Annotated in this window: 16 protein-coding genes and 1 tRNA gene; 7 read left to right on the forward strand and 10 right to left on the reverse strand. The window is 66.0% G+C overall.

The genetic code is table 11. The features are described 5' to 3' along the window. Positions 1-15: 15 nt before the first annotated feature. The 3 genes from hpaM to VZ068_RS07975 all read right to left on the reverse strand — a co-directional run bounded on the left by hpaM (position 16) and on the right by VZ068_RS07975 (position 6417). On the reverse strand, positions 16-1068 hold the full coding sequence (gene hpaM / locus VZ068_RS07965) for a type III secretion-associated outer membrane-bound protein HpaM (protein ID WP_259165576.1): 1053 nt from the start codon (positions 1066-1068) through the stop codon (positions 16-18). A gap of 232 nt (positions 1069-1300) precedes the next feature. Then, positions 1301-3442 (reverse strand): TonB-dependent receptor, encoded by a 2142-nt coding sequence (locus tag VZ068_RS07970; protein ID WP_349657356.1) that lies wholly within the window; start codon positions 3440-3442, stop codon positions 1301-1303. A 569-nt stretch (positions 3443-4011) separates the two neighbouring features. After that, a complete protein-coding gene (locus tag VZ068_RS07975) occupies positions 4012-6417 on the reverse strand; it encodes a penicillin acylase family protein (protein WP_349657357.1) in 2406 nt (801 codons plus the stop codon). A 262-nt stretch (positions 6418-6679) separates the two neighbouring features. Between VZ068_RS07975 and bfr the strand changes: the two genes are divergently transcribed. Further along, entirely contained in the window at positions 6680-7165 is a 486-nt protein-coding gene (gene bfr / locus VZ068_RS07980; protein ID WP_074059611.1) for a bacterioferritin, read from the forward strand. 232 nt (positions 7166-7397) lie between these two features. On the opposite strand, the gene VZ068_RS07985 is transcribed toward bfr, so the two are convergent. The 3 genes from VZ068_RS07985 to VZ068_RS07995 form a co-directional block, all read right to left on the reverse strand. Next, complete coding sequence (locus VZ068_RS07985) at positions 7398-8054, reverse strand: thiopurine S-methyltransferase (protein ID WP_349657358.1); 657 nt, start codon at positions 8052-8054, stop codon at positions 7398-7400. A 260-nt stretch (positions 8055-8314) separates the two neighbouring features. Further along, the gene (parC, locus tag VZ068_RS07990) at positions 8315-10558 is read right to left on the reverse strand and encodes a DNA topoisomerase IV subunit A (RefSeq protein WP_259153514.1); all 2244 of its coding nucleotides are present in this window, start codon (positions 10556-10558) and stop codon (positions 8315-8317) included. A gap of 60 nt (positions 10559-10618) precedes the next feature. Further along, positions 10619-11470, reverse strand: coding sequence for a helix-turn-helix transcriptional regulator (locus VZ068_RS07995; protein WP_349657359.1), 852 nt, complete (start codon positions 11468-11470; stop codon positions 10619-10621). Between the two features lie 122 nt (positions 11471-11592). Between VZ068_RS07995 and VZ068_RS08000 the strand changes: the two genes are divergently transcribed. The 5 genes from VZ068_RS08000 (at position 11593) to VZ068_RS08020 (ending at position 17921) form a co-directional block, all read left to right on the forward strand. Next, positions 11593-12033 carry a MarR family transcriptional regulator gene (locus VZ068_RS08000; protein ID WP_259153516.1) on the forward strand — a complete coding sequence of 147 codons (441 nt, stop codon included), beginning with the start codon at positions 11593-11595 and terminating at the stop codon, positions 12031-12033. Then, the gene (locus VZ068_RS08005) at positions 12030-13544 is read left to right on the forward strand and encodes an efflux transporter outer membrane subunit (RefSeq protein ID WP_259153517.1); all 1515 of its coding nucleotides are present in this window, start codon (positions 12030-12032) and stop codon (positions 13542-13544) included. The genes VZ068_RS08000 and VZ068_RS08005 overlap by 4 nt, the downstream gene beginning before the upstream one ends. Positions 13545-13554: 10 nt before the next feature. After that, on the forward strand, positions 13555-14748 hold the full coding sequence (locus VZ068_RS08010; protein WP_259165543.1) for an efflux RND transporter periplasmic adaptor subunit: 1194 nt from the start codon (positions 13555-13557) through the stop codon (positions 14746-14748). Between the two features lie 6 nt (positions 14749-14754). Then, on the forward strand, positions 14755-16335 hold the full coding sequence (locus tag VZ068_RS08015; protein ID WP_046963429.1) for a DHA2 family efflux MFS transporter permease subunit: 1581 nt from the start codon (positions 14755-14757) through the stop codon (positions 16333-16335). 251 nt (positions 16336-16586) lie between these two features. Then, complete coding sequence (locus tag VZ068_RS08020) at positions 16587-17921, forward strand: serine hydrolase domain-containing protein (RefSeq protein ID WP_349657360.1); 1335 nt, start codon at positions 16587-16589, stop codon at positions 17919-17921. Between the two features lie 279 nt (positions 17922-18200). On the opposite strand, the gene VZ068_RS08025 is transcribed toward VZ068_RS08020, so the two are convergent. The 4 genes from VZ068_RS08025 to VZ068_RS08040 form a co-directional block, all read right to left on the reverse strand. Then, on the reverse strand, positions 18201-19124 hold the full coding sequence (locus VZ068_RS08025) for a DUF2884 family protein (RefSeq protein ID WP_349657361.1): 924 nt from the start codon (positions 19122-19124) through the stop codon (positions 18201-18203). 374 nt (positions 19125-19498) lie between these two features. After that, positions 19499-19585: transfer RNA gene (locus tag VZ068_RS08030), tRNA-Leu, on the reverse strand. 141 nt (positions 19586-19726) lie between these two features. Beyond that, entirely contained in the window at positions 19727-21916 is a 2190-nt protein-coding gene (locus VZ068_RS08035; protein WP_349657664.1) for a beta-glucosidase, read from the reverse strand. Between the two features lie 181 nt (positions 21917-22097). Continuing rightward, entirely contained in the window at positions 22098-23867 is a 1770-nt protein-coding gene (locus VZ068_RS08040) for a M14 family metallopeptidase (protein ID WP_349657362.1), read from the reverse strand. A 284-nt stretch (positions 23868-24151) separates the two neighbouring features. Here VZ068_RS08040 and VZ068_RS08045 point away from each other — a divergent pair, with 284 nt between their 5' ends. Continuing rightward, the gene (locus VZ068_RS08045; protein WP_349657363.1) at positions 24152-25717 is read left to right on the forward strand and encodes an oligopeptide:H+ symporter; all 1566 of its coding nucleotides are present in this window, start codon (positions 24152-24154) and stop codon (positions 25715-25717) included. Position 25718: the final 1 nt, after the last annotated feature.

Genomic DNA, 25718 nt, shown 5'->3' on the forward strand with positions numbered 1-25718 from the left:
TCATATCGCCCGTGCTTATTGCTCGTGGCGCACGCAATAGCCGTAGCGCTGCGGCTCGATATCCACACCGGCCACATCGGCCTGGTTGTTACGCCACAGGTTCGGCTTGAAGTCGCCCGCGGTGCAATTGGCCGCACGGTCCACACCGATGGTGTAGGTGAACGGCGTATTGGAGAAGCGGTTGTTCTCGAACACGTTGTCCTGGCTCATGCTGTTGTCCCAGCACAGGATTTCCGGCGTGCGATAGCGGATCGCGCAGGCCAGGAACACGCCGGCCACCTTGTTGCCATCGAACACGTTGTTGCTGAAGCGGTTGCGCCGCGCATCGGACAGGTAGATGCCCTGGCTGCCGTTGCGCTCGAAGCGGTTGTTGCGGATCTCGCTGTCTTCCAGATGTTCGGTGGTCAGGCCAGCGGCCACGTTGTCGTGGATGTAGTTGTTGACCATGGTGACCTTGGCGGTGCGGTTGAACGACACCCCGTCCCAGATCGCCCCGGACACATCGTTGTTTTCGATGGTGATCTCGCGGGTGTCGTACTCGCTCAGCAGGCAGGCGCTGCGGCACTTGTTGACCTGCAGGCCGGCCAGGCGAATTCCCTGGCCGGAACGCACGACCACCGCGCTATTGCTCAGGTACGGGCGCTCGGGCATGAACTCCTTGTCGCCGGTGCTGGCGACGATCTGCATGTCTTCGATGCTGACATTGCGGATCACGCCGGTCGGCTGCTGGTTTTCGTAGTCGCCGACCACCAGTGCCGGTTGCTGCACGCCATCGGCCATGCGCAGCACGGTGGTCGGGCCCTTGCCGCGCAGGGTGAGATTGCCGCGGTGGATCGAGACCAGGCCATTGAGCGGGAATTCGCCTTTTTCCAGGCACAACACCGCAGGCGTATCGCTTTGCGGGAGCTTGTCGATGGCTTTTTGCAGATCCTGTCCTGGCTTCACCTTGGCGGTGCAGGCAGCGACGGGCGCGGCCGGCGGGCCGGACTGGGCGGGCGGCGCTGCCGAGCAGGCAGTGGCAACAAGCAGAGGCAACAAGGCGGAAACGGAGCGGGCAAGCAGAGGCATGCGGATTCCGGTCAGTGGGGGGAAGAGGGCGATGCTGTGGAGCGGTACTCCACATCGCGACGGCCTCTAGTGTGTCCCACCGGACGTTAAAGTCTGGCTGATTCCGGCCTGCCTGATTCGGCGCAGGTTCATTGCACAGCCGTCGTCGAGGCCGCAGATGCGCGTGTAGCGGTCGACGAACGTCACATCTGAAGCCGCGCGCAAGGCCTGCGCAGGCGCGCGTTCGCCACGCTTAAAAACTATAAGCCAGCTGCGCGTAGATGCGACGCGGCTCGCCGGGAAAGTGACCGGTGCGCTCAGTGAACCCGCTGACGGCGTAAACCTTGTCGAACAGGTTCTTGAGGTTGACCTGCAGCTTCCAGGCATCCCACTGCGTCTGCCAGCTGATGTCGAAGATGGCGTACGGCTTGACGCGCTGACCTTCAAGGCTGACCCGCTCGCCCACGTAGTCGGCACCGAAGGCAATCGCCGAGTTCCAGGCCGGCAGGTCGTAACGCGTCCACAGACCGAAGGTGTTGCGCGGTGCATTGGCGAAGCGGTCGCCGGACGCATTGGTGATGCCGTTGGTGCCCGCATCGAGCACGCGCGCATCGTTGTAGGCGTAGGTCAGGTTGAGCACCCAGCGTTCGGTGAGGTCGGCCAGCAGATCCACTTCCAGGCCTTCGCTGCGCACCAGGCCGAGCGCGGAGAGCTGGTTGACGCCGGCAACGATGCTGCCGTTGGCCTGCACGATATTGCTGCGTTCGATGCGATACAGCGCGGTGTTGAGCGTCAGCCCGCCATCGTTGAGCGCGGTTTTCAGGCCGACTTCCCACTGCGTGCTGCGCTCGGGTTCGAACGGGCCACCGACGCTGCTGTCCTGGTTCGCCGCATCCTGCGGCAGGAAGCCGCTGGCATAACTGGCGTACGCGTTGACGCCATCGCGTAGCACGAAGGTGCTGCCCACACGCCAGCTGAGATCGTTGCCGGTGACGCGCGAGCCGTCCAGCCGGTTGTCGTCCTTGAAGCCGTCCCAGCGCAGTCCGGCCATCGCAAACCAGCGCGGCGTCAGGGTGAGTTCGTCCTGCAGATACGCCCCGTAGCGCTGGCTGCGCGTGCTGGTGGCACGCCAGGGCAGCGCGTCCAGGCCGTAGTCGTAAAAACCGCTGCGGCCATACACCGGGTTAAACAGATCGATGCCCGGCACCGGCCCGCGCACGCGGCCGGTATCTGCGGTATTGGCCGTTTGCGCGCGGAAATCGGCATCCAGGCGATAGTAATCAGCGCCCATCAGCAGTTTGTGTGCGATGGCGCCGGTGCTGGTACGGAACACCGCATTGACGTTACTGGAGATCGCATCGTTGTCGCGGAACTGGTTGCGCAACTGCCGTGTCATCCACTCGGCGGTGCCGTCGCGATCGCGATCGATCAAACCCATCGGCTCGTGATAGATCTGGTGCTCGTCGTTCTTGAACCAGCGTAGCGCCATGTCCACGTCCCACGCATCCGACGGCGCAAAGCGATATTGCGCGAACGCCACCTTGGCGCGCATGTCGAGAAAATCGGTGGGCTCGTTGTGGTTCCAGCGACGGTCGGTGAGGAAGTTGCCCTCGTCATCGACCGGCACACCGCGCAAGCGGTTTCCGCCCAGGTTCTGGGTGATGTAGGTGTATTGCAGGGTGAGCTCGCCGGTGTCGCCGACATCGAAAGCCACCGATGCATCGCCGATCTGGCTCTGGCTATCGGTGTTCCAGCGAAAGCCATCCTCGCCATCGGCGTAGGCGCCGATGCGATAGCGGATGCGGCCGTCTTCGCGCGCAGGGCCGGTGGCTTCGAACGACGCCGCGCCGAACGATTGATTGCCCAGCTGCAGCTCCACGCGCCGCTGCGCCTGGTGCGCAGGCTTGCAGGTGACGTAGTTGATGACGCCGCCGGGTTCGCCGCCGCCATACAACGCACCTGCCGGGCCCTTGAGCACTTCCACGCGTTCGATGTTGAACAGCTGCGGCACCGAGAAGCCGGCATACGGGTCGCCACGCAGACCGTCGTAGAGCACGTTTTCCTGGCGAAAGCCACGCAAGGTGACGCCCGCATAGCTGAAGAAACTGATGCCGCTGATGCTGCGATACAGATCGGTGATCTGGCGCGCGGCCTGGTCGTCGATCAACTCGCGCGGCAGCACCTGCACCGATTGCGGCACCAGCGACAGTGGCGTGTCGGTGCGCGTGGCGACCGCGGCGTCGTCGGACTTGTACAGCGTCTGCGCACGGCCGACGACGTCGACGCCATCCAGGTCGGTGACGGTTGCCGAGGTGCTGGTGTGTTGGGCAAAGGCGCGGGGCGAGGGTAACGCCAAGACAGCGGCGAGTGCGGTGACAAGGAGCGTGGGGCGCATTGGTCACTAATGGGAATGGTTATCAAATGCATCTTAGCATGTTGTGCCCGCTTGATTGCGCAGGTCGGTAGGCGGACATAGTCGCGGACACTTGCGCGTGCCGATGTGCCGGGCGCGATCTGTAAACAGCAAAACGTGCAATTGCGTCGGTCGCATGGCAGGCGCCCATACCCTCACCCCAACCGCTCTCCCGGCGGGAGAGCGCTTGCTCAAGCAGATGGATGAAGCGCTGCCTGTCTGCCTTCTCCCCTCGGGAGAAGGTGCCCGAAGGGCGGATGAGGGTACGAGCGAAGCCTCGTGCTGTCTGTCGTGCAGGACGCCATTTTGCGATGCAGGAAACCGATCGAAGCCAGCGCAAGCTGAGTCGCATCGCCTGCCATCGGTCGCATGGCAGGCGCCCGTACCCTCACCCCAACCGCTTTCCCGGCGGAAGAGGGGATTGCTCAAGCAAACGGATGAAGCGCTGCCTGTCTCCCTTCTCCCATCGGGAGAAGGTGCCCGAAGGGCGGATGAGGGTGCAGGACGCCGACCGTAGAGACCCGTGTCGACAGACCAGAAAGCACGACCGCCTACTCCGGTTGCAAGTGCAGCGTGTAGCGCATGGCTGCCGGCAGGAATGGGGTCGGCCGGCCGTGCACCCAATCGTCGTGCCCGGCGCCCCAGAACGGCGACAAGGGATGTCCGCTCTGGCCGCCCGGCATGTGCACGATGCCGTCCTGCTCGTGGCCGGGCGACACCACCATGCGTTCGGATGCGCCGAAGGCCGGGCCTTGCACGCGCGGCATGTCGCGGTCGCCTGGCAGTTGGTCGGGCGGCATGCACAGCCAGTGCTTGGCGAGCGCAGGCAATGCCCGCGCGATCGGGTGACAGATGGCGGCGGTGTTGCGTTCGCCCCAGCTGCGCTTGTCGAGTGGCTGGCCGGGCGCCGCCTGCGCGATCAGGTCCGCCTGCGCGCTGCGTGCGGCATCGCTCAGCAACTGGTCCCAGTCTGCGAAGGCCGGTGGCAGCAGGTTGGCGGGGCGCTGCTGCAGCAACGGCCAGACGATGCCTTCCAGCTGTGCGCGACGCGGCGCGAGAAACTGCTCGCCCAGCGCTGCTTGGGCCGGCGCCAGCAGACCGGCTTCCACCGCAGCGATGGTCTTGCTGCGGAACTCGCGCACGATGCGGTAGCTGGCCGAGCTGGTGGATGCATGGCCGTCCCACCGGCGCGTTGCCTGTTCGATCTGCTGCAACGCCGGGTCCTTGTCGTGCTCGACCACACCGCGCAACAGCTGCCACCACCGTGTCAGCAACAACGCACGATCGTCCAGCTGGATCGCCAGCAGATCGCGCTCGCTGAAGCGCTGCTTCGCGAACAGGTCGTCGCGGATCTGCTGCGCACGCGCGCCGAGGTCGTAGCCGGCATTGCCGAGCGTGGCCAGCTGCTGCGTATCGACCACGCGGCTATTGGCTGTCCATAGCCGATGCGAGGGCGGGTCGATCAACGCCGGCGCCGCATCGCTGCGCACCGGCCATGGTGTGCAGGCGGCCGCTGGTGTGTCCGCTTGCGCAGCGGGTGTGGGCGACGCAGACGGTGATGCGGCGCTCGCGAGCTCGGCAATGCCGGTCGGCCCGCATCCGGCATTGCGGGCCGGGCGCGCACCGATCAGGCGCCAGGCGATGCGCCCGCTGCGGTCGGCCAGCAACAGGTTCTGCGCCGGAATGCCCGAGCGGTCGGCCACTTCGAAGGCGCTGCGCAGGTCGCGTGCGCTGCTCATCTGTGCGAAGTCCAGACGGATCGCGCCCGGCAACTGCGCGGCCCAGCGCAGCGCCAGCAGGCTGCCATCCGAGTTTTCATGCAGGATCGGCCCCCACGCCGCTTCGCGCACCTCCAGGCGCACCGACTCAGCGCCCGCCACATCAATGGTTTCGACATGCGTGGTCAGCGCCTGCGGATGACCGGGCGTAGCTGCGGGAATCCGCGCAAAGTCGGCGGTGTCGATATAGCTGTTGGTGAACGCCCAGGCCACATGCCCATTGCTGCCGACTACCACCGCGGGCAGGCCGGGCAGGGTGAAGCCGGTGACGTCCACCTTGCCGTCCGGCGCAGCGCTGTCGGGGTAGCGCAGCCGCGCACGGAACCAGATGTTGGGCGCGCGCAGCCCCAGATGCATGTCGTCGGCGACGATGGCGCGCCCGTCTGCAGTGAGGCTTCCATCCACCGCAAAATTGTTGCTGCCTGGGGTGGGTTGCTCGGCGGGCGGTGTGGCGGGCGGGTGCGGCAAGGCACGCAGATCCAGTGCAGCCGCGTCGGGAAGCACGGCATCGCCATGTACCGGGCCCAGCAGCGGCGCGTCCCAGCTGGAGCCTTGATGATCGAGCAGCGCCGCCAGCGCAGGCGGCACCACGGCGCGGATGCGCGCGGCGGCCAGTTCGGTCTGGTTGTCGCTGTCCTGCAGGTCGGCATACATCGCCAGGCCGGTCAGGATGGAGTCGTCCAGCGTCCAGGCGCGCGGGGCCTGGCGCAGCAGCAGATACGGCCACGGGCGTACCGGCAAGGCGGCCAACCCGGCATTGACGCCGTCGGTGTAGGCCTGCAGGGCAGCGCGCTGGCTGCCGGCGGCGATGTCCAGGTTGGCATGCACGCGGGCGCGCAGCCGATGCACGCGCCTGCGCTTGTCCAGATCCACCGCCTTGGGACCGAACAGTTCGGACAATTCGCCGGCGGGCGCGCGGCGCATCAGGTCCATCTCGAAATAGCGCTCCTGCGCATGCACGTAGCCGAGCGCGCGCATCGCATCGCTCTGGCTTGCCGCGTCGATGGTGACCACGCCGTTCTGGTCGCGCTGCACGCTGACGGCGGCGGCCAGGCCACTCAAGGGCGTGTCGCCATCCAGCTGCGCCAGACTGCCGCGCAGCAGCAGATACAGCGCCAGGCCGGCGGCGAGCACCAGCACCACAGTTGCCAGCATCAGCCGGGCCAGCCATTTGCGCATCGTCGGTTCCTTGGAGCGTGGTTCGGGGGTTGCCGATAGACCTGGTCGGTCAGTGGAGCGGGAGATGGCGGCTCCGGTGCATCAGGCGCGATGCGGGGCGAGGCCGCCCGTTCCTGATGCGCCGAGGTGCCGGCCGTTTCAGTGTGGCTGCAGATCATGACCGCGACGGGTCTGGCCGCAAGCGCAACTGAAAGTGATTCCGATTAGATCATTGCCCGCCGGCTTAGTGCACCATGCGCGCATTGCGTTGCTGGAGCACACCATGAAAGGCCATCCCGAAGTCGTCGATTACCTCAAGCAGCTGCTACGCGGCGAACTGGCGGCACGCGACCAGTATTTCCTGCATTCGCGCCGCTACGAGGATCAGGGCCTGATGGCGCTGTACGAGCGCATCAACCATGAGATGCAGGAAGAAACCGAGCACGCCGACGCGTTGCTGCGGCGCATCCTGTTCCTGGAAGGCGACCCGGATATGCGCCCGGCCGAGTTTGCGCCGGGCAAGACCGTTGTCGAGATGCTCGAGCGCGATCTGGTGGTGGAATACGAAGTGCGCGCGGCGCTGGCTGCCGGCATGAAGCTGTGCGAAGAGCACGGCGATTACGTCAGCCGCGACATGTTGCTCAAGCAATTGCAGGACACCGAAGAAGACCATGCCTGGTGGCTGGAGCAGCAGCTTGGCCTGATCAAGCGGATCGGCCTGGAGCTGTACCAGACCTCGAAGATCGACAAGGGCCACGTGGCCGGTTGATTGCGGGATTGCTGGACTGGCGTACGGTCCAGGGCCGTGCGCTGGTGCTTGAGGCGGCCACGAACCGTGGTGCTTGGGGCATGCGGCCGGCGCGTTGCGCCGGAGCGTGCAGACGTGCAGACCTCCGTTACGTCACAGGCTCCAGTGCTGCAGATCGCCGGCTCGATGCCGGCTTTTTCATTCAGGCCATCCCGGCGCCAGGATTGGCGCTGCAGACCTGGTCTCGACGCTGTCAGTTGCGCTGCAGCCGATACACCGCAGTCGATAAGGCGGTGACGCCGTCGGCACGGAAGCGCGGCTCCTGATCCAGGATGTCGCGCCGTTCCAGCTGTTGCACCTGCCATGGCGCCTGAAACAGCGACTGCACCTTGGCCGCATCCACCGCAAAAGGCGGGCCGGCCTTTTCGGTTTGCGGATAATCCAGCGTGATCAGCAGCCCACGACACATTGCCGGCAAGCGCGCGTAGGTGGTTTGCAGATACCGCTGGCGCAGGCCCTGCGGCAAGGCCACCAGCGCAGCGCGGTCGTAGACCGCCATGCAATCGGCCAATACGTGCGCGTCCAGCGCAAAGGCATCGCCGCAGATGATCTCGATGGGGCCGGCGACGAAATGTTCGGCAGCGCCGCTGCTATGGCGCTGCGGTTGCAGGTTGGCGTCATCGAAGAACTGCGTCACGGCCAGTGGCGAGACCTCCACGCCCAGAACGCGATGGCCTTGCGCGGCCAGCCAATGCATGTCCAGCGTCTTGCCGCACAGCGGCACCAATACGCGTGCAGCGTGTGGCAGCTGCAGCGCCGGCCAGTGCTTCTGCAGCAGCGGCATCACCTCATCCTGGTGAAAGCCGGTCTGTCCGTCCTGCCAACGTTGCAACCAGAAATCTGTGTCCATGGTCTCGTCATGTCGGTGCTTTGGATTCCTGGCCATCCGCATACAGCATTGAACCTCCCAGCCAAGACACCGCAACACGGTGCGTTGGTGATCCGCGCCTCAGCGGGCTGAGGCGACCGCAGTGTCAGCCGCGCCGCCGCGCGCGGTGAGCGGATGCCGTTACCGCACTTCCAGCCCATCGACTTTTTTGCCGCGCCTCAGCAGCCTGAGGCGATAGCAATGTCAGTCGCGCCGCCGCGCGCCAGACGAGTGAATCACCGTCACTGCACCTCCAGCCCATCCACCTTCTGCCACCCGCGCGGCAACAACGATCCACGACTCGCACGCGCGCCCACGTACGTATCCAGATCCTTGAACGACAGGCTCATGGTGCGCGCGCCGCTGCGCACCAGCAGGGTGTTGCCCGGCGCCACCGCGACCACTGCCACCACGCGCTCGGTGCCGAGCTTGGCCTTGGGGATCTCGATGATCTTGTTGCCTTTGCCCTTGTCCAGCTCGGGCACGTCGGTGGCCGGCACCGCCAGCAGGTTGCCGGCGCTGGTGACGGCGACGATGCGGTCGGTCTGCGGGTTGCTCACCTGCGCAGGGCTGAGCACATGCGAGCCGGCAGTCAGGTTGAGCATCGCCTTGCCGGCCTTGTTGCGGCCGGTGAGGTTTTCGAAACGGGTCACGAAGCCATAGCCGTGCGAGGACGCCAGCACGAAGCGGGTGGCATTGTCGGCACTGGCCATGACCTGGAACGATGCGCCCGAGCCGGGCGAGAAGCGTCCGGTCAACGGTTCGCCGTTGCCGCGTGCCGAGGGCAGGGTGTGCACGGCGGTCGAATAGGCGCGGCCATCCGAATCCAGGAACGCCACCTGATGCGTGCTGCGGCTGCGCACCGCCGCCAGCAGGCTGTCGCCGTCGCGATACGACATGCCGGCCGGATCGACCTCGTGGCCCTTGGCCGCGCGCACCCAGCCCTTTTCCGACAGCACCACCGTCATCGGTTCGCTGGCGACCATTTCGGTCTCGTCGATCGCCTGCGCGGCGCCACGCTGCACCAGCGGCGAGCGGCGCGCGTCGCCGAACTTCTTGGCGTCGGCGGTCAGCTCGTCCTTGATCAGCTTCTTGAGCTTGGTCTTGCTTTCCAGGATCGCCATCAGCTGCGCGCGTTCCTTGGCCAGTGCTTCCTGCTCGCCGCGGATCTTCATTTCTTCCAGGCGCGCCAACTGACGCAGCTTGGTTTCCAGGATGTATTCGGCCTGTTCCTCGCTGAGCGCGAAGCGGGCAATCAACACCGGCTTGGGTTCGTCCTCGCTGCGGACGATGCGGATCACTTCGTCCAGGTTGAGGAAGGCGATCAACAGGCCTTCCAACAGGTGCAGGCGGCGCTCGACCTTTTGCAGGCGATGGTTGAGGCGGCGGGTGACGGTGTCGCTGCGGAAGGTCAGCCACTCGCTCAGCAGCTGGCGCAGGTTCTTCACCTGCGGGCGGCCGTCCAGGCCAATCACGTTGAGATTGACGCGGTAGCTGCGCTCAAGATCGGTGGTGACGAACAGGTGGCCCATCAACTGTTCGGCGTCGACGCGGTTGGAGCGCGGCACCAGCACCACCCGCACCGGGCTGGTGTGGTCGGACTCGTCGCGGATGTCTTCCAGCCAGGGCAGCTTCTTGGCGCGCATCTGCTGGGCGATCTGCTCGATCACCTTGGACGGCGAGACCTGGTACGGCAGCGCATCGATGACGATGTTGGCGTGTTCTTTTTTATAGGTGGCACGTGCGCGCACGCTGCCATGGCCGGTCTCGTAGATGCTGCGCAGGTCGGCGGCCGGGGTGATGATTTCTGCGGTGGTCGGGTAGTCCGGGCCCAGCACGTGTTCGCACAACTCGGCGACCGTGGCATCGGGGTTGTCGAGCAGGCGCAGCAGCGCGCTGACGATCTCGTTGAGGTTGTGCGGCGGCACGTCGGTGGCCATGCCGACGGCAATACCGGTGGTGCCGTTGAGCAGCAGGTGCGGCAGGCGGGCCGGCAACCAGGTCGGCTCTTCCAGGGTGCCGTCGAAGTTGGGCGCCCAATCGGTGGTGCCCTGGCCGATTTCGCCCAGCAGCACTTCGGCGATGGGGGTGAGCTTGGACTCGGTGTAGCGCATCGCCGCGAACGACTTGGGGTCGTCAGTGGAGCCGAAGTTGCCCTGGCCTTCGATCAGCGGATAACGGTACGAAAATGGCTGCGCCATCAGCACCAGCGCTTCGTAGCAGGCGCTGTCGCCGTGCGGATGGTACTTACCGATCACATCGCCCACGGTGCGCGCGGATTTCTTCGGCTTGGCAGCCGCGTTCAGGCCGAGCTCGCTCATCGCGAAGATGATGCGGCGCTGCACCGGCTTCAGGCCATCGCCGAGGAACGGCAGGGCGCGGTCGAGCACCACGTACATCGAATAGTCGAGATAGGCGCGTTCGGCGTACTCGCGCAGCGGCAGCTGTTCGAAGCCATGGAAGGTGGGGCGGGTCAGATCGGTCATGTAAAGCCAGGTCCTGCGTGAGAGGAGACCGCGCCGCAGCGCGAGCTCGAAGAGCGCCGATTATCCGGATGCGGCGGGGGATGCCAAGCCGCGCGCGTGGCCGGCGGCCAGATAACGGGTGGGCGGGGCGCCGAAGTGGCGGTGAAACACACTGACGAAGGCACTGGGGCTGCTGTAGCCGAGCTGGTCGGCCACCTGCGCCACCGCGCTGCCCTGGCTGAGCCGGCGCAGGCCCTCGGCCAGGCGTGCCTGCTGGCGCCATTGCGCAAAACTCAGCCCGGTCTCGTCGCGAAAATGCCGGCTCAGGCTGCGCGGCGACAGCCCGCCCCAATCGGCCCAGGCATCGAGCGGGCGTGGGTCGGCAGGGGTGGCGAGCAATTGCCGGGCAATCCGCAGCAGGCGGCGGTCGGCCGGCATCGGCAGGTGCAGGTGGTCGATTTGGACCTGGCATAGCTCGTCCAGCAGCACCGCGGCCAGCCGCTGCTGGGCGCTATCCAGCGGCCGATCCAGCGGCCAGCCGGCGGCACGCATGATCGCCTCGCGGGCCAGCCCGGTCAGCCGGATCACTCCGCCTTGCGCAGGCAGGGAGGTGCAGGCATCCGGCCGCACCACCACGCCCCAACCGCGCATCGGGCCGGCCAGCTCGACGGTGTGCTGCTGGCCAGGCGGCATCCAGCCGGCGCAGCCCGGTGGCAACGACAGCGTGCCCTGTCGGGTATGCACGGTCAGCACGCCTTGTTCGACAAACATCAGCTGCCCGCGTACATGCGCATGCCAGGCAGTTTCCGGCGCCCACACCGCACGCAGGTCGGCCAGGAAGGCGATCAGCACCGGGCCGTCGGCCCATTCGAAGCTGCTGCGCACGCCGGGCGGCAGTGCGTCCACCGTCGTTGGCGGGTTTTCGATAGTCATTGGCCTGATTGTATTACCGGGCCAGTTGGAGTGGCGCGTAAGGTGGCGATCCTTGCTGGCGGTTTAATCCCGGGTGAGATATTTGCGTTGACAAATATATTTTTCGGAACAAAATGTGCCGCATGAATTTACCGCCCACCGCTCCGCCGTCGTTCGGGTTGCTGTTGCGCCAGGTGCGCGACGCGCTGATGCGTCAGCTCGATGCCGAGATGAAGGGCGAGCTGCCCGACTTCGGTTTCAGCCACTACGTCGGTCTGAAGATTCTGGCGGTGCGTTCGCCGTGTACGGCCAACGAACTGGCGCTGGCGCTGGACCAGACGCCGAGCGCGGTGACCCGCCTGCTCGACAAGCTCGAGGCACTGGGCGCGGTGCGGCGCGAGCCGCATGCCCAGGACCGGCGTGCGCTGCAGATCGTCATGACCGAGCAGGGCGTGGCGCTGTGGGAACGGCTGCGCTTGCGCGGCGAACGTGCGATCGAGCATGGCCTGCGCGACCTGGATGCCTCTGAGCGCGAACAACTCACCTCTCTTCTTATCCGTGTCCGCGATGCACTCAACTCATGAACGCTGCTAGTTTTTCCATCCAGACGCTGCGCCCGCGCCCGATGCGCCGCGCGCGGCCACTCGTTGTCGCCGCCCTGACGCTGGCGCTGGCCGCCTGCGCCAGCAGCCGTGGCCTGGCGCCGCAAGCCACCGTGCTCGACGCCAGCCAGCTGCATGCCGAGCGCACCCTGGGGCAGGCCGGGCTGAGTGCGGCCGCATGGCCGGCCAGCGATTGGTGGCGTGCGCTTGGCGATGCGCAATTGAACGCGCTGATCGGCGAAGGCCTGCAGCACAGCCCCAGCCTGGAGGCGGCCGACGCGCGCCTGCGCCAGGCGCAGGCCCGCATCGGTACCGCGCAGGCCGATCGAGGCCCCAGCCTGTCGGTCTCCGGCGGCTATGCGGGCGTGCAGTTGCCGGAGTCGGTGGCCGGCGAAGAGCGCGGCGGACGCTTCGGCGGCAACGGTCAGCTGGTGGTGGACTTCCGCTATGGCGTGGACCTGTGGGGCGGCAAGCGCGCCGCCTGGGAAGCGGCGGTGGACACCGCGCACGCGGCCGAGGTGGATGCGCAGGCCGCGCGCCTGAACCTGTCGGCGGCGATCGCCGAAGCCTATGCGCAACTCGACTACGCCTGGCGTCTGCACGACGTGGCCGACGAGGAACTGGCGCGCTCGCGCAAGACCGTGGAGCTGACCCAGCAGCGCCGCAGTGCAGGCATCGACAGCGATCTGCAGCTGCGTCAGGCCCAGGCACGGGTGCCGGCGGCGCAGCAACAGGTGCAATCCGCACAGCAGCAGATCGACGAAGCGCGCAACGCGCTGGCGGCGTTGCTAGGCCAGGGCCCGGACCGCGGGCTGGACATCGCGCGCCCGCTGCTGGGCGCGAGCGTCGCCGCGCAGCTGCCGAGCAACCTGCCGGCCGATCTGCTCGGCCGTCGCCCCGACGTGGTGGCTGCGCGCTGGCGCGTGGAGGCGGCCGACAAGGACATCGCCACGGCCAAGACCCGCTTCTATCCCAGCTTCAACATCACCGCGCTGGGCGGTGTGGTGAACCGCGATGTCGGCCAGTTGCTGGAAAGCGCTTCGGTCTTCGGCGTGGTCGCCCCGGCATTGAGCCTGCCGATCTTCGACGGCGGCAAGCTGCGCGCCAATCTGGCCGGCAGCGATGCGCAGTACGACCTGGCCGTGGCCGACTACAACCAGAAGGTGATCGCGGCGTTGCGCGAAGTGGCCGACCAGGTCAACGCGGTGCGTTCGCTGGAGCAGCGCGCACGCGCCCAGGACGATGCCGTGCAGACCGCCGCCGCCGCCTTCGATCTGGCCGAGCAGCGCTACCGTGCCGGCATCGGCGGCTATCTGGAGGTGCTCAGCGTGCAGGAGCAGTTGCTCGTCGCACGCCAGCGCATGGCCGGACTGCAATCGCAACAACTTTTGGCCTCGGTGAGGTTGCAGCGTGCGCTGGGTGGCGGATTTGCGCCGGAGCCCGCACGCGACACCGCACACACCGCGCCCACTTCCGCACAACCGAATTCCTGAGACATCGACGATGAGCCAGACGACTCCAACTTCTTCCCAACCCGCGCCAGCCGCACCCAGCAAGCGCCGTGCGGCGCTGCGCATCGTGGCCATTGTGGTGATCCTGGCGATCATCGGCATCGTGACCTGGTACGTCCTGGTCGGACGCTGGTACGAGGACACCGACGATGCGTACGTGCAGGGCAACCAGGTGCAGATCACCCCGATGGTGGGCGGCACGGTGGTCAGCATCGGTGCCGAAGACGGCATGCGTGTCGAGCGTGGCCAGCTGCTGGTGCAACTGGACCCGGCCGATACCGCCGTGGCGCTGCAGCAGGCCGAAGCCAACCTGGCCAAGACCGTGCGCCAGGTGCGCGGTCTGTATCGCAGCGTGGAAGGCGCGCAGGCCGAATTGTCGGCACGCGAAGTCACCCTGCGCAGCGCCCGTGCCGACTTTGCGCGACGCAGGAATCTGGCTGCCAGCGGCGCCATTTCCAATGAAGAACTGGCGCATGCCCGCGAAGAGCTCGCTGCCGCCGAAGCGGCCGTGAGCGGCTCGCGCGAGAGCTTCGAGCGCAACCGTGCGCTGATCGACGACAGCGCGCTGTCCAATCAGCCGGATGTGCAGACGGCCGCAGCGCAGGTACGTCAGGCATATCTCAATCATGCGCGCACCGGCGTGGTGGCGCCGGTATCGGGCTATGTCGCACGACGTTCGGCGCAGGTCGGTCAGCGCGTGCAGCCGGGCAGCGTATTGATGGCGGTGGTGCCGCTGGAACAGGTGTGGGTGGAAGCCAACTTCAAGGAAACCCAGCTCAAGCACATGCGCCTGGGCCAGGAAGTGGAACTGCATTCGGATCTGTATGGCGGTGGTGTCGACTACACCGGTCGCATCGAGAGCCTGGGCCTGGGCACCGGCAGCGCGTTCTCGCTGTTGCCGGCGCAAAACGCCAGCGGCAACTGGATCAAGATCGTGCAGCGCGTGCCGGTGCGCATTGCGGTGGACAGCAAGCAACTGGCCAACAATCCGCTGCGCATTGGGTTGTCGATGAAGGTCGACGTCAATCTGCATGACCAGCAGGGCAGCGTGCTGCCGACCAAGCTGGCGACCGGTTCGGTGTTCTCCACCGATGTGTACGCGCAGCAGTTGCAGGCTGCCGACGCCGACATCCATCGCATCATCCAGGACAACCTGCCGTCGCAGGCTGCCAGCAAGGCGGGCTAGGCCACCATGTCTTCGCAAGCTCCCACTGCGTCCGGCGGCCCGGCAGCGCCGGCGCCCGCTGCCGGCTTTCGTCCGGCCAGCGTGGCGTTGTGCACCATGGGCCTGGCCATGGCCTCGTTCATGCAGGTGCTGGACACCACCATCGCCAACGTCTCGTTGCCGACCATCGCCGGCAATCTCGGCGCCAGTTCGCAGCAGGCCACCTGGGTCATCACCTCGTTCGCGGTAAGCACGGCGATCGCGTTGCCGTTGACCGGCTGGTTGAGCCGGCGCTTTGGCGAAACCAAGTTGTTCGTGTGGTCCACGCTGGCCTTCACCATCGCCTCGTTGCTGTGCGGGCTTGCCCAGAGCATGGGCATGCTGGTGGTCGCACGCGCGCTGCAGGGGTTTGTCGCCGGGCCGATGTATCCCATCACCCAAAGCTTGCTGGTGTCGATCTATCCGCGCGAAAAACGCGGGCAGGCACTGGCGTTGCTGGCGATGATCACCGTGGTCGCGCCGATCGCCGGCCCGATCCTGGGCGGCTGGATCACCGACAACTACAGCTGGGAATGGATCTTCCTGATCAACGTGCCGCTGGGCATCATTGCCAGCAGCATCGTCGGTTCGCAGTTGCGGCATCGTCCCGAACAGCTCGAAAAACCGCGCATGGACTATATCGGCCTGATCCTGCTGGTGGTCGGCGTGGGCGCGCTGCAGCTGGTACTGGATCTGGGCAACGACGAGGACTGGTTCTCTTCAGACAAGATCGTGGTGCTGGCCTGCGTTGCTGCCGTGGCGCTGGTGGTGTTCGTGATCTGGGAGCTCACCGACAAGGACCCCATCGTCGATCTCAAACTGTTCCGGCATCGCAACTTCCGCGCCGGCACCTTGGCCATGGTGGTGGCGTATGCGGCGTTCTTCAGCGTGAGCCTGTTGATCCCGCAGTGGCTGCAACGCGATATGGGCTATACCGCAATCTGGGCCGGCCTTGCCACCGCGCCGATCGGCATCCTGCCGGTGCTGATGACGCCGTTCGTCGGTAAATACGCCTTGCGCTTCGATCTGCGCATGCTGGCAACCGTCGCCTTCATCTTCCTATCGTTCACCAGCTTCCTGCGCTCCAACTTCAACCTGCAGGTGGACTTCAGCCACGTGGCCACCGTGCAATTGGTGATGGGCGTCGGCGTGGCGTTGTTCTTCATGCCGGTACTGCAGATCCTGCTCTCCGACCTGGATGGGCGCGAGATCGCGGCAGGTTCCGGCCTGGCTACCTTCCTGCGTACCCTGGGCGGCAGCTTTGCCGCATCGTTGACCACGTATCTGTGGGCGCGCCGCACGCAGGTGCACCACGCGCACATCACCGAACACATCTCGGTGTACACGCCCGGCATGCAGGAACAGGTCGCCGCCATGGGGCAGGGCGACCTGCAACGCGGCGCGGCATCGCTCAACAACATGATCAACCACCAGGCCTCGCAGATGGGCTTCAACGACATCTTCTATCTGCTGGGCTGGACCTTCCTGGCGATCATCTTCTTCCTGTGGTTGGCCAAGCCGCCATTCGGCGCGGGCGCCGGTGGTGCGGCGGCGGCCGGGGGGCATTGAGCGCACGGCAGGTTTTGCCGCTGGGCTAGACTGGCGCTGTTCACTCAGGAGCAGCGCCGATGGTCGGGTGTTGGGCAGGTAGGGCATTCACGGATGGAGCTTTGCCAGCGGCGTCGCGATCATCGCGCCTGCCAGCGCGGCGACGACAACTGACCCAGTGGTTTGCATGGCTGCTGCTGTGTCTTGCGTTGTGCTGCTGCTTTCCCGTCGCTGCCACGTCCGAGTCTCTCAGCGACCGCCTGACCCGGCAGATGCAGCTCAATCGGCAGCGCTACGGCATCGTCGGCCAGGCAGTGGTTGTCGTGCACAACGGCAAGCGGGAATTTTGCGCAGTCGACGGCGTCGCCGATCTGCAGACACAGCAACCGATCACTCGCGAGCAGATCTTTCCCGCATTTTCGATCGGCAAGCTGTTTGTCAGTACCTTGATCATGCAACTGGTCGAGGCAGGGCAGATCGACCTGGACCAGCCGGCCAGGCAGTATCTGCCCGCGTTGCCCGCGCCCTGGAAGCGCATCAGCGTTCGGCAGCTGCTCGATCATACCTCCGGTCTACCGGAGTACTTCGAGCCGTCGCAGATGCGTGGCTCGGTCCAGGACAATGCGCGCTTTCCGGCCAGCGCACAGGCGATGTTCGAGCGACTGGCCATACAGCCCTTGGTTGCCGTTCCCGGCAGCCAAACGCGCTACACCAACACCAATTACGTGGTGCTGGCGCAGCTACTGCAGGCGCACTACCGCAAGCCGTATCCGCAGATCGCATCGGAGCGGATCATCGCCAAGCTGCATCTGACGCGCACATCTGTTGGGCTCCCACTGCTGCCTGCACACAGCGTGGCCAGCGCGTACCTCGGTAAAGACGGCAAGCCGGAGCTGGAGCCGACTGTCGCCTGGCCGGACTACGCGCTCGCACATGGGCAGTTGTATACGAGCGTCGACGATCTGAGCACGTTCCTGGAGGCGGTGCGGACCGGGCGTCTGGTGGGCCAGGACACGCTGCGCCAGCTCTGGCAACCGCAGACGCTTGCCAATGGACAGCGCGGCTGGTTCGCCAGTGGGTGGGAGCTCGGGCAGGACGACGCGTATCAGGCGATTGGCCACGATGGCGGCGCGCGGGCGAGAGTGCGGATCCTGTTCGATACGACGCTTGATGGGGACAGTTACAGCGTCGTCTATCTCACCAATGGCAGCGCACGCGGTGTGTGGAGCAGGGTGCTGCTGGATAGCGTGCTTGGCACGCTTTCGCCGCAACGGTTTGCCGATAAGTCGCTGGCTGAATCGCTGATTGCCTACGCGCTGCGCGCTTCCGACGAGCAGGACAACCGTCTCTTTGTGCAGGCACTGCGGGCACGGCCCGGCCTCTCCGACACTGCGCTCGAACGCGCGATCAATACGACCGGCTACACCGTGCTGTCCAACCTGGGCGCCACCGCCGCGATCAGGGTGTTTGCACTCAACGTGGACGTGTTCCCGGCATCGCGCAATGCGCAGGACAGCCTGGCTGAAGCGTACGAGGCGGCCGGAGACCTTGCACGTGCCAAGCGCATCAGGCAAGCGATCAAGGGCAAGTCCAGCAGTGCCGACTGAGGGCAGCTAACAAACCGACTGTGCTCACCGTCAGGCGGGTGCAGCCGGTGCCCGGTGCGGCATGGACCACGTGTCCCCCCGTTTTTGAGCGCGCTGTCCGTTCCCGCGTGACGACTGCTCGCCAGGTTCTGGCCACTCTGGGTGCGGCCCACACGCCGCTGCGCGATCTCCTGGCGGGTGCGGCCGGTGTTCGCAATCGGCAGATGCCGCTCCCAGGACCCGTTTCTCCGCGCCGTGCGCCCGACCTCGCTCGCGGCATGTGGCAGTCGCTCCGGCACACTAATGATGCGTCACCGCAGCTGCCGGCGTGCCTTCGGTGCCGCCTTGCAGTTTTACCGGTTGCGGCAACGCAAGCGCTCCATCGTTGGCGATCTCTTTTTCAACCGGTGCGCGCGTGCGCGCGGCTGCGGTGATGGCGTTGCGATCGTCTTGCGGCACTGCATCGAGCAACTGCAGTGCATGGCCCTGATAGCGCACGTCCAGTGCATCCTGTAAGGCGCGTAGCGTTTGTACATCGCTGCATAAGGCGCTGGCCCTGGCTTCGATTGCGCGTGCCCGCGCATCCAGTCTGGCGTCGAGTTGGCCATCCATCGCCTGTGCGCGTGCATCGATCGCATCCGAGCGGCCGGTCATGATCTGCCACAGCATGTGACGCGCGATGCTGCCTTTGAAGGCTTCGGCTTCGTGTTCAACATAACGCTCGAAGTTCCCGTCGAAGGCCTGTTGGTCCCAGCGTCCCTTGCCCAGCGTGGCATCGACATAGTCGTTGGCACGCGTGCGCAGGCGTGCGATCTTGCGGGCGTTGAGCGAACTGCCGGTCAGCACCTCGATCACGCCGCCCAGCGCGTCGTAGCTCAGGTCGACCACCGCGTGCGCCATATCGGCGACCTGCGGCATCAGTGCACGGGCGTGTTGTTCCATCTCGCGCAATCGCTCGCTGTCGGCAGCACTGATCTGTTGCACCTGGTGATCGATGCTCAACTCGCCAGCGTGGAAGAACACCTCGCGCGGCACGCCAGTGTCGCGGTAAAGCCAGATGCCGCCGCTGTCGGCGAGCACATTGAACGCTGTGCCAAGGCCGCACTGGTGCGATGACACCTGGGCTCGATGCGTCTGCGCCGCGCCGCTATGGGCCTGCTGTGCCCATGCGGGCGTGCTGAACGTGGCAATCAGCATCAAGGCAAGTGGCAGCGAACGGCGCATCGGGGATTGCCATGATGGTGACGAGGCATCCTCATGCGTGTGTAGCGCGTGTGGCGAGTGTCGAAAGTCACTGCTATGGCGCTTGGGTGTTTGTTGGGTGCGGCGGCGCGCAGTGATGTGTTGCTGGCAACACATCAGGAGATCATCATGCATGCGCTTGCTGCCCGGGCTGAGCTTGGCCCATGCCCGGTGACCTGGCCGCGCGATGGCGGAATCGTTCGATGCTGCTGCTGCCGGAGACTGCCTGCAACAGACCACGGCGCAGTGGCGAGTAGTGCGCGAAGGCAGGCGCCCAAACGCAAATGCCCAAACGCAAATGCCCAAACGCAAAAAACCCCGCCGAAGCGAGGTTTTTTGCGATCTACCGTGAGTCGTGGTGCCCAGGAGAGGACTCGAACCTCCACGAAGTTGCCCCCGCTAGCACCTGAAGCTAGTGCGTCTACCAATTCCGCCACCTGGGCGACTCAGGGGGCGAATTGTGCAAGCTGCGCGCGCGGCTGTCAACGCATCTGGCACAAATTCTTGACGTGGCTGGCGCCTGCCGGCGATGTGAGAAGACGGCGTGGCGGCCATGCGCATTGCATGGCCGCCACGGCACGCGATTACGGAAGCTGCGCCGCCTGCAAGATGACCTCCGCACTTTGCACCGGTTCGCTTGCCGAACGCGCCAGCTGCACGCGGTAGGTGCCGGCAGCGATCTTCCAGTGACGTGCCTTGGCATCGAAATCGGCCAGCGTCTTCGGCTCGGCCACCACCTGCACGCTGCGCTTTTCGCCCGGCTTGAGCGTGAGCTTCTGCCAGCCGATCAGGCGCAGCGGGGTGGGGTGGCCGTCGGGCAGGGTGACGTAGAGCTGCGGCACGGCGGCGCCTTCGCGCGGGCCGGTGTTCTCCACTTCAAAGCGCGCGGTGAGGGTACTGCCTTGCGCGTCCACCTGCAGGCCGCCCATGCGGAACTGGGTGTACGACAGACCATGGCCGAACGGGTACCTCGGGGTCAGCTTGCGCGCGGCAAACCACTTGTAGCCGACGTTGGCGCCTTCGATGGCGTAGTCGATCGTGTCTTCGCCCGGCTTGGCCGGCTTGAAGCCCAGCCCCGGAATCGAGGGGCGCGGCAGCTGCGATTCGTTCACCGGCCAGGTCACCGGCAGATGGCCGGAAGGATTGACCTTGCCGGTCAGCAGGTTGGCGATCGCCTCGCCGCCGCCGATACCCGGATACCAGGCCTGCAGCACTGCCGGCACGCGTTCGGCCCAGGGCATGCGCACCGGGCCGTTGGTTTCCAGCACCACGGTGGTTTTGGGGTTGGCCTTGGCCACCGCCTCGATCAAGGCATCCTGGTTGTCCGGCAATTGCATGTCCGGCAGATCCACCGATTCGGCGGCCCATTGGGTGGCGAACACGATCGCCACATCGGCGGTCTTGGCCGCGCGTGCCGCGGCAGCGCGGTCCTTGCCGTCGACATAATCGATCTGCACGTCCGGCAATGCGGAGCGCAGTGCCTGCAGCGGCGAGGAGGGATGGATGATCACCGGGCCCGGCCAGGTGGTCGGGGTGATGCCGGGCACCGCGTTGCCGCCGTTGATGGTGTAGTCCACCCGCGAGGAGCCGCCGCCGGACATCACGCCCTTGTCGGCGTAACCACCGATCACCGCGATGCGGCGCACGTCCCTGGACAACGGCAGGGTCGCCTGCTCGTTACGCAGCAGCACGCTGCCTTCTTCGGCGACATGCTGCGCGGCCAGCAGCCCGGCCTTGCCGTCGATCGGCTGGCGCTGGGTGGGATGATCGAACGCGCCATGCGCGAACAGGCTGCGCAGCACGCGCCTGACCATGTCGTCGAAGCGCGCGCGTGGCACCACGCCGGCCGACACCGCCATGCGCAGCGGGGCATCGAAGAACACCGCCGCATCGAACACTTCGCCGGCCGATTGTTGGTCCAGTCCGGCCAGGGCCGCCCTGGAGCCGCTGTGCACGCCGCCCCAATCGGACATCACATAGCCGGGGTAGTTCCATTCCTGCTTGAGCACCTGGTTGAGCAGGTAATCGTGCTCGCAGCCGTAGATGCCGTTGATCTTGTTGTAGGAGCACATCACCGAAGCCGGGTCGCCGATCTTCAGCGCGATCTCGAATGCCAGCAGGTCCGATTCGTGCATTGCCTGCTCGCCGATCTGCGCGCTATGGAAGTTGCGGCGCGTCTCCATGTCGTTGAGCGCAAAGTGCTTCATCGTCGACAGCACGTGTTCGCTCTGCACGCCGCGGATCGACTCGCCGACCATGGTTCCGGCCAGCAGCGGGTCTTCGCCGGCATACTCGAAATTGCGTCCGTTGCGCGGGTCGCGCTGCAGGTTGACGCTGCCGGCCAGCAGCACATTGAAGCCCTGCTGCCAGGACTCGCGGCCCATGGTCCTGCCGCCGGCGTAGGCCAGTTGCGGATTCCAGCTTGAGGCGGTCGAGGGGCCGGACGGCATCGCGGTGGCGAAGTCGCCCTTGCGGATGCCGCCGGGATTGGTCACGCCCACCCCGGCATCGGCCAGCTGCTGCGCCGGGATGCCCAGGCGTGGAATGCCGGGCACATAGCCGGCCGACCCCAGCGCGCCTTCGGGCTTGGGAATCTTGTCGGTGCCCAGGCCGAAGTAGCTGCGCAACATCTGGAATTTTTCGTCCTCGCTCATTTGCGCCAGCAGCCGATCCGCACGCTGGTCGGCGGTCAATGCGGTGTCCATCCACGGCTGCGATGCCGGTGCGGATTGTGCGATTGCCAACGGTGCAGCCAGCGCAATGCCCAGGCCCATCACCACCGCCAATACGAGCGGGCGACGGCGATTGACGGTTGTTGTAAACGTTTTCATATCGGGGTGTGGCACGGGGTGTCCTTGTGGTGCTGGGTCATTACAAAACTAAGGGGCACCGGGATGCCCGAATGGTAGGGGCGCACAGGCGCCGCTCGGCCGCTCGCCGGAATCGGCGCTGCGGTTAGAAATCGGTCTGCGCGGTACGCAGCACCGGATACAGCTGGTAGCGCTCGTCCCAGGAGGAATGACGCCTGGCGAAGAACTCCAGGCGCGCTTGCGGGCTCTTGGCGAACTCCGGGTCGCTGGCGATGCGCTGTTCGAACTGCGCCTTCAGCGCGGGGTCGTTGGCCAACATGTCGCGCGCCACGTCTTCGGCCACGTAGGCCTCCATGTACTCCTTGCGCTCGAAGGCCGAATTGAAAAAGCCCCACTGCAGCAACGAGTCCGGTGCCTGCGGCTCCAGCATCGCCATCAGCAGGCGCGCCTTGGGTTGAGCGATCGGCACGAACAGCGAGCCGGCGGACACGGCGCGGGTTTCATCGCGCCACTGCCCAGCGACGTCCAGCGTCTGGTGGCCTTCGTTCGAGCGCGCGGCAAAGCTGGCGGTGTCGGCGCGGAACGTCTGCACCGGGTGTTCGGCCGCACTGGCGACGGTGCGGAAATCGATGCCGTGCAGGCGCAATTTGTCTGCGACGAAGGCAGCCTGCGCGGCCGGCACCAGATACCCGCCACGCGGTGCGTCGACCACCAGGTCGGGCTTGATCTGATCGCGCAGCGGTAGCTTCCAGATCTGCGGTTTGCTCTCGTCGTAGCGCGTCATCAACGCGCCGGAAATCGGCGAGGGCGTGCGCGTGTACGCATAGCCGCGGAACGCCACGGTGCGCGCGGCAGGGCCGGCAGCAAAGCTCAGCGGCTCGGGCATGCCGGCCAGCTGGCTGGCGCGCCGATCGGCCGCCAGCGCATCGGCGCGCCAGGCGCTGCCGTGTTTTGCGGCCTGCTGCAGCACCGACACGATGGCATGACGGGTCACCCGCACGCGCGTGGGGTAGTCCTTCCACGAATGGGTTTCCACCAGCATGCCGAAGCGGTTGCGCAGCAGGAAATAGCCATGCGAAAAGCGCGGCGGCGAGACGTCGTCGGCAAAACCGGAGGCGGGGTCGTCTTCGTGCACGAAAGACGGGTAGTACGGCAGCGGCAGCGAACCTTGCCTGGCCAGATCGCCAAGCACCGCATCGCGCCAACGCGTGCCGTCGCGTTGCAGCGCGGTATCGCCGGCGTGCACCGGCTCGACCTGCACCGAGACGTCGTGCTCGAACTTGGCGCCGTCGGTGACATGCAGGTCCACGTACATCAGCGGGTCCCATTGCTGCACCAGCCGCAGCATGGCCTGCATCTCCGGCGCGTCGGCCTTGACGTAGTCGCGGTTGAGATTGAGGTTCTGCGCGGTAGTGCGCCAGCCCATCTGCTCGGGGCCGCGCTGGTTGGGGCGGTTCCAGGCGCCAAAGCGCTCATGCCCATCCACGTTGAACACCGGCACGAACACCCAGACCAGCTTGTCGAGCACGCCCTTGCCGGCCTTGCCATCGAGCAGCTGGCGCAAAGCCAGAAAGCCCGCGTCCTTGCCATCGATCTCGCCGGCATGGATGCCGCCCTGGATCAATACCACCGGCAGCTTGCGCTGCGCGGCGCTGCCCGCATCCAGCGCGCCGCTGGTGGAGGCGATCAACGCCTTCATCGGCCGGCCTTCCGGCGTGGTGCCGAACTCCACGCAGCGCACCGCCTGCGGGTAACGCTGGGCAAAGGCATCGCACAGTGCGACGACTTCGTCGTAGCGTCCGGTCTGGACGAAGCCGCTGCGCTCGGCCTGGGTAGTCAGCGGTTCGGCGGCCAGCGCGGCAGGGGCACAGGTCAACAACAACAGGCTCAGGGCCAGGCGGGTGAAGCGGGGCATCCAGCGGTCCAGTGTTCCAGGAAAACGTTTGCAATGTAGCCGAGCCGAGCTGGCAGGCCAATCTGCACTGCGACATTTGCCGACCATTCAAAGCGGGCGCGAGCGCTTCGAACACGCTGCTTTGCCGGCTGTCGATACGTTCTGCGCGCGCCTGCACGCGGCGTCGATTGCGCGCCGTCCGATGTCGGCAGCGCGCCGCGCCGGCCGCCGGCCTGCTCCTGCATGGCGGCCGGCCTCTCGGCGCCGGTACGATAGGGGCCGTTTACCGCTCGACCGGACCGCCTTTGACCACCTCGACCCTGCCGGGCCCCACGGCCGGCGCGCGCCTGCCGCGCCAGATTCCTTTCATCATCGGCAACGAAGCCTGCGAGCGTTTCAGCTTTTACGGGATGCGCAACATCCTGGTGCAGTTTCTGATCACTTCGCTGTTGCTGCAGGAAGTTGGCGGGCCGGGCCGCGAGGCCGAAGCCAAGCACATCCTGCACAGTTTCATGATCGGGGTGTTCTTCTTCCCGCTGCTGGGCGGCTGGCTGGCCGATCGGCTGTTCGGCAAATACAACACCATCCTGTGGTTCAGCCTGATCTATTGCGCCGGCCACGCGTGTCTGGCGATGTTCGAGGGCAGCCGTCACGGCTTCTTCGTGGGGCTGGGCCTGATCGCGCTGGGCGCGGGCGGCATCAAGCCGTTGGTGGCCTCGTTCATGGGCGACCAGTTCGACCAGTCCAACAAGCACATGGCCAAGGTGGTGTTCGACGCCTTCTACTGGATCATCAACTTCGGCTCGCTGTTCGCCTCGTTGCTGATTCCGCTGGCGCTGAAGAATCTGGGCCCGTCGTGGGCGTTCGGCATCCCCGGCATCCTGATGTTCGTGGCCACGCTGGTGTTCTGGCTGGGGCGCAAGCGCTACGTGCTGGTGCCGTTGCCGCCGAAAGACCCGCACGGGTTTGGCGCCGTGCTGCGCACGGCATTGCTGGCGCGCGTGCCCGGGCAGGGGCGGCCTGGCCTGGCACTGGCCATCATCGCGGTGGTCGCTGCACTGGCCTGCATGGTGCTGATCGAGCCGCTGGGCATCGTCATCTGTCTGTGCATGGCGCTGGTGCTGCTGCTGGCCGGGATCGGCGGCGGCACCTGGTGGCAGCTGGAACGCGCGCGCGGCCTGCATCCGGATGCAGCGGTCGAAGGCGTGCGCGCATTGCTGCGGGTGCTGGTGATCTTCGCGCTGGTGACGCCGTTCTTTTCGTTGTTCGATCAGAAGGCTTCGACCTGGGTGCTGCAGGGGCGCGAGATGACCATGCCGGCGTGGTTCACCGCCTCGCAGATGCAGGCGCTCAATCCGCTGCTGGTGATGTTGCTGATCCCCTTCAACAACCTGGTGCTGTACCCGCTGCTGCGCCGTCGAGGCTGGGAGCCGACGCCGTTGCGTCGCATGACCAGCGGTATCGCCTTCAGCGGGGTGGCGTGGATTGCGGTCGGCGCGATCCAGGTCGTCATGGATGGCGGTGAGCCGATGCACATCGCCTGGCAGATGCTGCCCTATGCCTTGCTCACCTTCGGCGAGGTGCTGGTATCGGCCACCGGCATCGAGTTCGCCTACAGCCAGGCGCCGCCGTCGATGAAGGGCGTGGTGATGAGCTTCTGGTATCTGACCACCACGGTGGGCAATCTGTGGGTGCTGCTATCGAACGTGGCGGTGCGCAACGCGACGGTGACCTCCCATATCGCCGATACTGGGCTCAGCGAAGCGGCATTCCTGATGTTCTTCTTCGCGGCCTTCGCGTTTCTGGCAGCACTGGCCTTCGGCCTGTACGCACGCCGGTATCGCATGGTCGACAATTACCGTTCTGCCTGAG

The organism is Xanthomonas sp. 10-10, from assembly GCF_040182365.1.
GTDB classification, from domain to species: Bacteria; Pseudomonadota; Gammaproteobacteria; order Xanthomonadales; family Xanthomonadaceae; genus Xanthomonas; species Xanthomonas arboricola_F.